Origin of the sequence: Hymenobacter koreensis, assembly GCF_039541855.1 — a bacterium.
In the GTDB taxonomy this organism is placed as follows: Bacteria; Bacteroidota; Bacteroidia; order Cytophagales; family Hymenobacteraceae; genus Solirubrum; species Solirubrum koreensis.
In genome coordinates this window covers 807,541-819,677 of record NZ_BAABHA010000002.1, presented here as the reverse complement: position 1 = coordinate 819,677, position 12,137 = coordinate 807,541, and the positions used below count along the sequence as shown (strand labels likewise).

Genomic DNA, 12,137 nt, shown 5'->3' with positions numbered 1-12,137 from the left:
ATGAAAATATTGGTCGTCGACGATGAAACGGACGTACGCACGCTGTTCGAGCAGCGCTTTCGGCGGGAAATTCGCTCCGGCGCCCTCTCGTTTTCCTTCGCCTATTCCGGCGAGGCTGCGTTAGAATACCTGCACGACCATTTCTCCGAAGTGGTGCTCATTCTCTCCGATATCAACATGCCCGGCATGAGCGGGTTGGAGCTGCTTCAGCACATTACCGAGGAGCACCCCGCGCCGCCACGCCCCATGGTGATGATGATAACGGCCTACGGCGACGACGAAAGCCGCCGCCAGGCCTTGGAGCTGGGCGCCAGCGACCTACTGACCAAGCCCGTGGATTTTGCGGCGCTCAAAGAACGACTTCTGTCCCTGAACCAGGCATGAAAACCAAGATTCTAGTGGTAGACGATGAGGCCGATTTGGAGCTGCTCATCAAACAGAAATTCCGGCGCAAAATCCGGGAGAACCAGTACGAGTTCGTCTTTGCCAGCAACGGCGAGGAGGCCCTGCAGCGCGTAGCCGAGCACCCCGACACCGATATCGTGCTGTCAGACATCAACATGCCGGTGATGGACGGGCTCACGCTGCTTACCAAGCTGCACGAGGCCAACAACATCATCAAAACCGTAATGGTGTCGGCCTACGGTGACCTGGCCAATATTCGCACGGCCATGAACCGCGGCGCTTTCGATTTCGTGACCAAGCCGGTGGATTTCGCCGACCTGGAAGTGACCATCGAGAAAACCATTACTCAGGTAAAGCAGCTGCGCGACACGCTGCGGGCCATTCAGGAAAACAACATCCTGAAGATGTACGTCGACGAAACGGTCATCAACTTCATGGCCCGCCCCGGCTTCGAAAACACCTTGCTGGTGAGCGAAACGGTGGAAGCCACGGTGGTCTTTATCGACATCTGCGGGTTTACGTCGCTTTCCGAGCAGCTGCCGCCGGCCACCGTGGTGCAGCTCCTGAACCAGTACTTCGACCAGATGGTGAAGGAAATTATTGCCCAGGGCGGCCACGTAGATAAGTTCATGGGCGACGCCGTAATGGCTGTTTTCCGCGGCGACTACCACCTCGACCGCGCCGTGGATGCTGCTTTGGCTGTGCGCAGCAGCCTGCAAGCCACCACGCCCGTGGAGCTCGATGGCACCGGCTACCAGCCCAAGGTGTCCATCGGCATCAACACCGGCGAAATGGTGTCGGGGAACATCGGCTCGGCCTCGCTCAAGCGCCTCGACTACACCGTAATCGGCGACGCCGTGAACGTGAGTCAGCGCCTGCAAGCCGCCGCCCAGCCCGGCCAAATCATCATCAGCCACGACGCCTACGAGAAGGTAAAAGAGTCGTTCCAGTGCCAACCCGTCGGCGAAATTACCCTGAAGAACAAAGCCCAGCCGGTCATGACTTACGAGGTGGTGGAGTAAATCCACTGCTGCAGTACTTACACGCTCCTGAACAACCATTTGCGGGCAACCGGCCCGTTCCGCTCCCCTGACTCTATGCTTCCCATGCCCTTCTCCAATCGGTTGTTAACCGCCTGCTTGTTCGTTTCCAGCCTGCTGGTTACCGAAGCCGTGGCGCAACGCTCGGCCTTTACCGGCGACAAGCGCTCCGCCATTCGTGAAGACGACCTGAAGCGCGACCTGTTTGCCATCAGCGGCGACCATTTCCGGGGTCGGGAAGGCGGCACGCTCGACGAGCTGAAAGCCTCCGTGTGGATTGGGGAGCAGATGCGTGCCATTGGCGTAGAGCCGGCCGGCGACGACGGCACCTACTACCAGTTTTTCCACATTCAGCGCACCCGCATTACCAAAGACAGCCGCATCAGCATAGGCGGCCGTACGTTTACGCACGGACAAAACGCACTGGTATTGGCCCCCGGCATAGCCACCGTGGATGCGCCGCTGGTGTTTGTGGGCACCGGTACGCCAGCCGAAGTAGCCAAAGTAGACGTGAAAGGCAAGGCCGTGGCGCTGGTGTTTTCGGGCACCGAGCCGAAGGAAATTAGCTACCGCCGTTTTCTGACGACCACCATGCGCGAAAAATCGGCCGAGCTGGTGAAGGCCGGCGCCGTGGCTGTGGTGTACGTGTCGGACCAGCGCGCCCAGAACATTTTCGACAACTGGGGTACCGGCTACGAGCGCGGCCGCTACGATTTGCCCGGCGGCCCCAACGTGCGCGTAGTAGAGCAGGCGCCCACCATCTGGCTGGCTGCCTCCGATCTGCCTTTGGTACAACAAGCCGGGCAGCGCCTGGTGGCCACCATTCGGGTGGAAAGCTTTCAGTACCCATCGGTGAACATCGTGGGCAAAATTTCGGGCTCCGACAAGCAGCTGCGCGCCGAGCATGTGCTCTTCAGTACCCACCAAGACCACGACGGCGTGCGCAAACCCGTGGCCGGCGACTCCATCTGGAACGGTGCCGACGACAACGGTACCGGCAGCGCCGCGCTGCTGGCCGTTATGCGAGCCTTCAAGCAAAAGCCCGGCCGCCGCACGGCCCTGTTTGTCTACCACGGCGCCGAGGAACGCGGCCTGCTCGGTTCGCGCTACTTCTCCAGCCTACCCACCGTGCCGCGCGAGTCCATCGTAGCCGTGCTAAACGCCGAAATGATTGGCCGCAACGCCCCCGACAGTGCCGCGTTGCTCGGTTCGCAGCGTCCGCACCGCAATTCCCTGGATTTGGTAAACACCGCCTTTGCCGCCAACCAAGCCAGCGCCCAGTTCAAGCTTGACACCCTCTGGGACAAGCCCACGCACCCCGAAGGATGGTATTTCCGCTCCGACCACTTGCCGTACGCGCGTCTGGGCATTCCGGCCATCTGCTACACCACGCTGCTTCACAAGGACTACCACACGCCCAAAGACGAGCCCGAGCGTATTGACATCAAGAAATTGGCCGGCGTTACCCGTTGGCTGTACTTAACCGGCTGGGCCGTGGCAAACCGGCAGGAACGGCCAACGCCGGATAAAGACTTTAAGCTGGAACGGTAGGGTTGTAACAGATAAGGCCGCCTTGCTTAGGGGCGGCTCAGCAGGACGTGCCGGAAACGCGTGCTGGACTGAAGGCGTTACTCCGCCGCACCAGGCACGGGCGCCTGCATCAGCTCGTTCTGGCGGCGCAGGCGCTGGCAGAGCACCCGCATGATGTTGCGCAGCACTTCGCCGCGCTCTTCCATCACGTCGTAAAAGTCCTCTTGATCGAGACGAAAGGCTACCACGGAACCGTGGGCCACGGCGGCTGCAGACCGGGGCTCGGCATCCAGCAAGGCTAGTTCGCCGAAGAACTCGCCTTTACGGAACGTGGCCAACCGCTGTGGGCCGTTCATGATGTTGACCTCGCCCTCGTACACGATGAACAGCGAGGTGCCCAGGTCGCCTTTGGCAAAAATCTGTTCCCCATTGGCGAAGCTAACTTCCTTCATAATGGGCACGATGCTGCTGAGCACATTGGCCGGTGTTTGGGCAAACAAGGCCGTTTGCTGCAGCACATGCACCCGCTCCTGGGCCGAAATGTGCGAAGTAGTGGCGTGGTGGCTCATGCTCAGAGAAGGTAAAGAAGGGTTGAACGCTAGTAGCTGCTGATAGAGCCCCGCGTGGTGCTCGGCCAACTGATCGAACGCGGCGAAGGCGCTTTCGCGTACCAATAGGCTGGGGCTTTGCAGATGCGGCAGCAGTTCGGTCAGGTTCCGTTCGGTAGGGTGCCAATGACGCAGCGCTACGCTCACGGTCCAATCGGAGAAATCGGCCTCGCCGCGCTGCACCAGCAGGGGCACCAGGGCCGGCAATTGCGCGGCACGACCCAACAAACGATCAAACGCACGGGCTTTTTCGGCGGCGGGCATGGCCTCGAGCAGCACGTGCAGCTGCTGGTAAAGCACCCTTGGGATAATATTGTCGAGAATTTCGAGGGCATTGGCTTGCCGCTCGCGGGCTGCGTGGGCCACGCCGCGTTGCGCATCGGCAATCATGTGCGGCGGGTAAAGCTGCAGCAACAAGCCGAAAAGGCGTTGCTGCAGACGCATGAGTTCGTAGTCGATGCTACGGCGCAACTCGTCTTCGGCGGTAGCGGCCAAACCGTGGAGCAGCTGTTGGGCAAGCTGCATTTCCTTGTGCAACAGTGCTTGGAACGTTGGGGCATCGGCGGCTTCGGGGGCAAAGTTGCGCAGGGCACGTAAGGCTTGCTCGCGGCGCCACAAGTGCGGCTGTCGGGCCAACTGTACCAAGGCATGGCGGCTGGCTGGACTACGCATTTGCCCCAGAATCTGGCTTACACGTCGTACGTAGTCATCTTGGCCTTCGGCGAGCAGCTCGGCGCTAAGCTCGGGCACGGCAGCATCACCGAGCTGCAACAGTTGCGCGGTAGCAGCGGCGCGTTGGGTTTTATCGGTAAGTTGAGTAACGAGTTGACGTACGGTTTCGGGGTCGACAACTGCGGCGCTTATTAACGGCTGTTCGTTGCCCGTTGTGTTCAGCTCTAAGGTCTCGTCGGCAGGGGCGAAGCGGCGGCTAATGGCGTGTTGCAGCTCCCCAATGTAGTGGCCATATGTACGGTGTAAAAAAAACAGTGCCCCGGCCATAAACAGGCTCATCCATACAAACGGTACCCATTCGCTCAGGTTGGGATACGCGTGCAAGGCGAATAGCAATACCCCAGCCACGGCCATGCCCAACGGCTCGTAGAAACCCTTGGCCAGCGTGTGGGCTTGTAGGCGCTCGGGCGGGGAGAGGGGCTGAAACAGCACTAGGAACACGGGGTCGAACACGGCCCGACGCAGCACTTCCAGGCCCAGGTACAGGCCGCAGAAGTAAAGCAGCAAGGTGTTTTCGGAGGCGCCCGCCGCCCGCAGCCCGCCGAAAAGCAGCAGGCCTAACAGCACTAGCGCGGGCAGGGTAATGAGCATGCGGCGCACGCCCATTTGGTCGAGGGCCAGCCGGGAGAGCAACAGCTTGAATACCATGGCCGCCAAGTAAGTAATGCCCAGCACGCTGCCCAGGTATTGCATTACGGCGGCCTGGTCGTGAAACTTGTGCTTCACGTTCACCACAAACGAATACTCCACACCCGACGACACCGCCGCCACGCCTGTCATGCTCAGGCACATAAACAGTACCAAGCGGCTGTTGCCGAACCACGGCTGCAACTGCGGACTCAGCCCGCCTTCCCGAATGCGGCGCGGCGCTGGGGCGGCCACAACATCGTGCGAGCTAACGGTGGCGCGCAACACCAGCAGCGCCCCCAAGTAGGCCGCAAAAGCCACCAGCAGCAGCCACAGCAGCTCGGTGTGGTTGTGAATAAGGATGGCCAGCACCGCACCGAGGGCCTTAGCCGGCATGTCGCCCGAGCTGATGACGCTAAACAGGCGCTTGCCTTGGCGCACATCGAACACCACCGCCGATACGCCCCAGAATTCCAGATTCGTAAGCAGATAAATGACGCGGTAACCGGCCATAATGGCCACGGCCGCGGCCACCGAGTTACCGGTAACCACCAGCACCCCCAGCACCCCCGTAAGCACCAGCGCGGCCAGTAGCACGCGGCTGGCCAGCCGCTGCAGGGCCCAGTGGTGTTCGTAATGCGCGTACACTTTGCCGGCGGCCATCATGGCCAGCGCGGCCACGCCGTAAGCCAGCGGGAGGTTGCGCTCGGGGTTGTTTTCGAGCAGCACCACCGTGGCCGACACGTACACCAGAATGGTGCCGATGCCCAGCAAAAAGTTGTGCAGGAAAAACAGCCAGACCGTGCGGCCCTCGCCGGGTCGCACGCCCAGTAGCTGCTGCCCGCGTTCAAGTAGTGTCATGCCAGCTCGGGGGAAAGCGCCTCAATAACCGGTATGCAAGATAGCAGCCCCGTGTCGTTCCGGATTTTTTCGGATTATTGAAGCCCTTCTTTTTCTGCCGATTTCATGGACTGCCTTCGCGCCGAAACCTACGTGCTGGAGCAACTACGCGCCCACTTGCCGGCTACGCTCTACTACCACGGCCTGCACCACACCCTCGACGTGGTGCAGCAAGCCGGGGCCATAGCTGCCGCCGAAGGCGTTACCAACCCCACCGACCTTGCCCTGCTCCGCACCGCCGCGCACTACCACGACTCGGGCTTTCTGACTACGTACCAGGGCCACGAAGCTGCCGGCTGCGAGCTGGTGCGCCGTACCCTGCCCGGCATGGGCTACACCAAAGCCCAGGTAGATCAGATTTGCGCCCTGATCATGGCCACGCAGTTTCCGCAACGGCCCGGAAGCTCCCACCTTGCCCAAATCCTCTGCGACGCCGACCTCGACTACCTCGGCCGCCCCGATTTCGAACCCATCAGCCGCACGCTTTACGACGAGCTGCGGGCACGCCATTTAGTTACCGATGAAGACGCCTGGAACCGCATTCAGGTGGACTTTCTGCGCGCCCACCGCTATTGGACGCCCACCGCGCAACGTCTGCGTGCTCCGGCCAAGCAAGCCCGGCTACTAATGCTAGAAGCTTTGGTGTAGCAAGGCAGAACGTAGCCGTGAAGCATCGTGATGAGCGCAAAAGCCGAATGCGGCAAGCCGGCTTCAGGTGCCCGATTCCCACGCCGGCTTCGAACTGATGCATTTCATTCGCATAGCGGGTGGCGCCGTTGGCATGGAAAACCCCGGTTTTGGCACGAGCCGGGCAGGGTTTGCAACAGCGAATCCCGTACTTGAAAGCGTAGACGCTTGTTACGCTTAATGAGTTTGCCCCCAATTGTTTTTACAAGAATGCCCGTTACAATAGAAGAGCTGCAACGTGCATTGGCGCAGTCGTGGCAGCGAAACGAGGAGTTGGCTACCGCCTTGGGGCATGCTACAGCGGCAGCGGAAGCCGCTACCCGCCGGCTGAGCCAGTTTACGGACCGCTTGCCCGAAGGAATGTTGGTAATAAACCCCGACGGTACGGTTAACGCCGTAAACCAGCTCTACTTCAATTTATACGGCCTGCATTCCGAAAACGCGCAGATGTGGCTGGGGCGTGCGGGTTCGGATCTGATGCGTTTGTTCAGCGAGCAGGCGGCTGATCCGGCCCTGTTTCTGGCGCGAGCGGCCGAGCATATCCAGCCCGGTGCCGACCCGGTTTACGAGGAGCTGATTCCGCTGCGCGACGGCCGCATGCTGGCCCGCAACGTTATTGCCATGCGGCCCGAAGACGGCCAATCCGGCACCTTACTGCTCTGCGTGCGCGATGTAACGGAGCGTGTGGCATTGGAAAAGCAGCTGCGGTGGATAGCCACCATTCCGGCTCAAAATCCCAATCCCATTCTGCGCATCAGCCTCACGGGCGAAGTCTTGTTTGCCAATCCATCGGCCGCCGCACTGCGGGAAGCTTACGACACGGCCCCGGCGGATGAATTGCGTACGTCGCTTTTGCGCAGTGTGCAGCAGGCCATCGAAAACGGCGCGGTATTGCGCCAGGAACTGGCTTGGCAGCGGCAGCTTTTCCTGCTGACCGTGGCTCCCTACGCCGCCGACGGATACGCCAACCTGTATTTAACGGATATCACGGCCGTGCGCCACGCCGAGCAGGAACGCGACGCCCAACGCTCCTTCTACGAGCACGTGCTCGACGCGCTTCCGGTAGAAGTAGTAGTGCTCGACGAGCAGCAGCGGTACGTGTACGCTAACCCCCAAGCCGTGCCCGACGCCGACGCCCGGCAATGGCTAACGGGGCGCACGCTGCCCGAGTATTGCGAAACTTTTGGGTACGATATGGCCCTGGCGGAGCACCGGCACAAGATGTTCGTTCGGGCCAATGCCGGCGAACGAATCAATGCCTGGGAAGATGCCACCTCAACCGGCACCGATACCAAGCACCACTTGCGCTGCTTCACCCCGTTAGCCAACCCCACCGGCTTCCGCTTCATGCTGGGCTACGGGCTCGACATTACGGAGCGCCGCCTGGCCGAACGCCGCTTGGACGAGCAGCGGGAATTCTATGAAACCATCCTGAACCAGCTGCCCGGTGACGTGGCCGTGTTCGACCCTGAGCATCGGTACCAGTTTGTTAACCCAGCAGCCGTGCGTAACCCCGTTATGCGGGAGTGGCTGATTGGCAAAACCGACTTCGATTACTGCGCCTTTCGCGGCCGCCCCGACGACGAAGCCCGGGGACGGCGGAACCGGTTTCGGCAGGCCGTGGCCGAAGCTCGCGGCGTGACCTGGGAGGAAACCACGCGCGATGCTGCGGGCCGCGTGGGCTACGTGCTGCGTCACCTGCAGCCGGTGTTCGATGGGAACGGCACGCTGCTCATGGTTATAGGGTACGGCGCCGACATTACCCAGCGCCGCCTTGACGAAGAAAAGCTGCGGGTAAGCGAAGCACGCCTGCGCGAGCAGCAGCAGTTTACCGACCTCATCCTCGACACCACGCCCAGCCTGATTTACGTGCGCGACGCGCAGGCCAACTACGTGTTTGAGAACCGCGCCATGCGCGAGCTGCAAGCGCAAAGCCGGCATGGCCAAGCCAACGAGCTACCCGCTAACAGTCCCGAAGCCCAGGAGGCCAGCAACTACGCCCAAACCGACGCCCAGATACTGGCCGGTGAGCCAGAAGTGTCGCTCGAAAATTCTATGTCGTTGTTTACGGGCGAGGTGCGCTGGTTTCACACCATCAAGCGCCCGCTGCGCCGCCACGACGGTACTCTGCACGTATTGGGCGTAAGTACCGACATAACTGAAACCCGACGGGCCCGCGAAGCGGCCGAAGCTGCTTTAAAGACGCGGGAGAATTTCTTGGCTAACATGAGCCACGAAATTCGCACGCCCATGAACGGGGTATTGGGCATGGCCAACCTGCTGGCCAAAACGTCGCTCAACAGCGAGCAGCGGCACCGGCTGGAGGTAATTCAGCATTCGGGACAGCACCTGCTGGCCGTGCTGAACGATGTGCTGGATCTGGCCAAAATTAATTCCGGTAAAATGGAGCTGGAGCAGGTGTCCTTTAACCTGAGCGAATCCACGGAGCGCGTGGTGCAGTCGCAAATGGAGCAGGCTCGGCAAAAAGGCTTGCAGATGGTGTTCGAGCCGCTCAACGCCACCTGCGAGAATTGCCAGGTACTCGGCGACCCGCACCGCATCAATCAGGTGCTGCTCAACTTGGTTAGCAATGCCATTAAGTTTACCGCCAGCGGCACCGTAACCATTGCCAGCCGGCAGCTGGCGCAAACCGCCGACGACCTAACCGTGGAGTTTCGCGTAACCGACACCGGCATGGGCATTCCGGCCGATAAGCAGGAGCACGTGTTCAACGACTTCGTGCAGGCTTACGCCGATACCACCCGTCAGTTTGGCGGAACTGGGCTGGGCCTGAGCATCTGCCGGGCGTTGGTGGAACAAATGGGCGGCTCGCTCACGCTCGAAAGCGTGCTGGGGCAGGGGAGTACGTTCCGCTTCCAGCTAACCTTGCCCAAAGCCGCCCGTACCGAGCCCGCCGCATTCGAAAACGCCCCCGACTATAACACCAACGAGCTACAGGGCGTACGCGTGTTGCTGGTGGAAGACAACGAAATCAACCGCGACGTAGCCCGCCAATTGCTTGAGGAGTGGGGTGTGGCGGTAGATGAGGCCGTGGACGGGGAAAGCGGCGTAGCCCGATTTGCCGAACGCCCCTACGACCTCGTGCTCATGGATATTCAAATGCCCGGCATGAGCGGCTTGGAAGCTACCCTGCACCTGCGCCGCTACCCCGATGCAGCCCGCGCCGCCACGCCCATTCTGGCCCTCACGGCCAATGCCTTTCGGGCCGATAGTGAGCGGTACCTGGCCGCAGGCATGGACGCCTGCCTCGCCAAGCCCTTCGTGGAAAACGAACTCTACCAAGTAATGGTGGGCCTGTTGCGCAAGCCCGGCTTGGCTTATGATTTGGCGCCGCTACGGGAGTTGTCGCGCGGGCGAGAGGTGTTCGTGCATAAAATTGTGCGTTCGTTCCTGGCAAATATTCCCGGCAGCCTGGCCGAAATAGAAGCCGCCGCCGCCCTACCCGATTGGACCGAAGTGGCGCAGCTGGTACACCACATCAAGCCCAACCTGCTGGCAGTGCACGTGCAGGGCGTAGAGCCACCGCTGGCGCAGCTGGAGCGTCTGCGGCAGGGGCCCGTTACCCCCGCCGATGCACCCGTACTCCATACGGCCGTAGCGCGGCTGCTCACGGCCGTTCGCGCGGCTCTTGTGCAGCTTCCGGCCGAACTTCCCCCCGCTGCCGAGCCTGCGGTGTAGCAGGGCCCGCGCTTGGTTCCGGTTCAGCAGTGAAAATCAGCTTTTTAAACTTGCATTCAGCTGGTTTGAAGCGCCGATAGTCACTCGCTGCCTTTCCATAGGCTTACTTTATCTAGCTCAGGTACACGTTCAGACGCGCAAACCGGCTCCTGACATAGGTGCAAAGTCCATCGGGCCAAAAGTCCAGCTTGGCGCGGGCTTTTGGGGGAACTATGTTCCGAAAACGCCTCCACCTTACCGGGAGCTTAACTGCCATGAAACGCTGCGCCGCTTGTTTGCTGTTTTTGAGTCTGATTCTGAACGCCGTCGTAGCTGCTGCTACGCCCGGAGCCGGCGCTGGGCTCGACGGTCTTTGGAAAGGAGCGTTGAAGGTGCCTGGTGGTCAGTTGGAAGTTATTTTCAGGCTTGTAAAGCAGTCAAATGGCGGCTATTACGGTACCCTTGATGTTCCCCTGCAGCGCGTAGCGCACATGGCCGTGAGTGTGGATCTGCACGGCGACACCATCTCGCTATTTGCCGAGGAGGCCGCCAGTCGCTTTACCGGTCAAATCAACATCGACGGAAAGATGCTGGCGGGAGTTTGGAAGCAGCCCGGCTACCAGGTTGCCATGCAGTTGCAGCACGCTCCGGCGGTTAACGCGCCGGGTGGTAAAGTGCGGTTGTCGCCGCCGTACCGCGAGGAGGAAGTTGCGTTTAGCGCCGGCAGAACCGAGCGGCTGGGCGGCCTGCTGACGGTGCCTGCCGGCCCTGGCCCGTTTCCGGCCGTGGTGCTGGCAGCCGATGCTGGCGCTACCGACCGCGACGCTACGGTGGGCGAGTACCGGCCGCTGGGCGCCCTGGCCGACTATCTAACCCGCCGCGGTATTGCCGTGCTTCGCCTCGATGGACTACCGGTGGACCCTGCACCGGCATTGCCGCAACGGGTAGCCGATATACAAGCGGCTCTGAATTTTCTGCGCACCCGCCCCGACGTGGACTTTTCGCGCTTGGGCGTAGTGGGCCACGGCGAAGGAGGCAACGCAGCCCTGCTAGTTGCTGCTCAACCCTTAGCACCTGCCTTTGTGGTGACCATGGCCGCACCCGGCCTGAGTGGCAAAGCCCTGGCGCTGGCCCAACAAACCGCTGTGCTGCGCGCTATGGGAACAGCGCCGGCCCTCATTGAAGCGTCGTTGCTGCATCAGCGCAACTTGTTTGACGTGATTGAAACTGTGCCCGATGCTGCCCAGGCACAAGCCATGGTGGTCAACATGCTGCGCCAGCGTAACCCGGCCATGGACACGGCTACGGCCCTGGCCAGTGCTACCCAGCTTACCTCGGCGCACTACCGGCACTTTCTGGCTTTTGATCCGGTGGAGAAGCTTAGCCAAGTAACGTGCCCGGTGCTGCTACTCAACGGCGACGCAGACTTGCACGTGGCACCAGAACCCAACCTATCGGCTTTGGCCAAAGGGCTTCGGGGTAACAAGCGGGTAACCACCAAGAAACTGCCCGGCGTAAACCACCTCTTTCAAGCCGATCCGCAGCAGTGGCCGCTTGTTAACGGCCAACCCCGTGAGACTTTCTCTCCCCAGACCCAAGAAATCGTACGCGCCTGGATCTTGCAGCAAGGCAAAGAGTAAACTTCTTTGGGGCAGATGCTTTAGCGTAGCCTGGTCAGTGAAAATAGAATAGAGGGGAACCTGTTCAATAAGTACTTTGGCACCGACGGTGGCAGGCATTGGGCTTGCTGCCGTCGGTGTTTGTATTTCCGGCACGGTATGTACGCAACAAAGTGCGAAAGGAAATGCAACCCGAGGGCAGCAATACGGCTCATCTAGCTGCCCCTGTTTACGGGAAGAAGGCTTCTTTCTCTAGCAAAGCCGAAAAACCATTCCATGCATTCGGGCACACGCTTTCAATCGAGCAAGTA

Annotated in this window: 7 protein-coding genes; 6 read left to right on the top strand and 1 reads right to left on the bottom strand. The window is 60.8% G+C overall.

From position 1 onward, the window contains the following. The 3 genes from ABD903_RS06440 to ABD903_RS06430 all read left to right on the top strand — a co-directional run bounded on the left by ABD903_RS06440 (position 1) and on the right by ABD903_RS06430 (position 2,996). The gene (locus ABD903_RS06440) at positions 1 to 384 is read left to right on the top strand and encodes a response regulator (protein ID WP_345222407.1); all 384 of its coding nucleotides are present in this window, start codon (positions 1 to 3) and stop codon (positions 382 to 384) included. After that, the gene (locus ABD903_RS06435) at positions 381 to 1,427 is read left to right on the top strand and encodes an adenylate/guanylate cyclase domain-containing protein (protein ID WP_345222405.1); all 1,047 of its coding nucleotides are present in this window, start codon (positions 381 to 383) and stop codon (positions 1,425 to 1,427) included. Before ABD903_RS06440 ends, ABD903_RS06435 begins: the two co-directional genes overlap by 4 nt. Before the next feature lie 75 nt (positions 1,428 to 1,502). Further along, positions 1,503 to 2,996, top strand: a complete 1,494-nt coding sequence (locus ABD903_RS06430) for a M28 family peptidase (protein WP_345222404.1) — start codon at positions 1,503 to 1,505, stop codon at positions 2,994 to 2,996. Between the two features lie 77 nt (positions 2,997 to 3,073). On the opposite strand, the gene ABD903_RS06425 is transcribed toward ABD903_RS06430, so the two are convergent. Continuing rightward, positions 3,074 to 5,803, bottom strand: a complete 2,730-nt coding sequence (locus tag ABD903_RS06425; protein ID WP_345222403.1) for a cyclic nucleotide-binding domain-containing protein — start codon at positions 5,801 to 5,803, stop codon at positions 3,074 to 3,076. 105 nt (positions 5,804 to 5,908) lie between these two features. On the opposite strand from ABD903_RS06425, the gene ABD903_RS06420 reads away from it, so the two are divergent. From ABD903_RS06420 to ABD903_RS06410, 3 genes are all read left to right on the top strand, one after another. Further along, on the top strand, positions 5,909 to 6,490 hold the full coding sequence (locus tag ABD903_RS06420; RefSeq protein ID WP_345222401.1) for an HD domain-containing protein: 582 nt from the start codon (positions 5,909 to 5,911) through the stop codon (positions 6,488 to 6,490). Positions 6,491 to 6,739: 249 nt separating this feature from the next. Beyond that, on the top strand, positions 6,740 to 10,228 hold the full coding sequence (locus tag ABD903_RS06415) for a PAS domain-containing protein (RefSeq protein ID WP_345222399.1): 3,489 nt from the start codon (positions 6,740 to 6,742) through the stop codon (positions 10,226 to 10,228). A 254-nt stretch (positions 10,229 to 10,482) separates the two neighbouring features. Further along, positions 10,483 to 11,847, top strand: coding sequence for an alpha/beta hydrolase family protein (locus ABD903_RS06410; protein ID WP_345222397.1), 1,365 nt, complete (start codon positions 10,483 to 10,485; stop codon positions 11,845 to 11,847). The last annotated feature ends 290 nt before the right edge of the window (positions 11,848 to 12,137 follow it).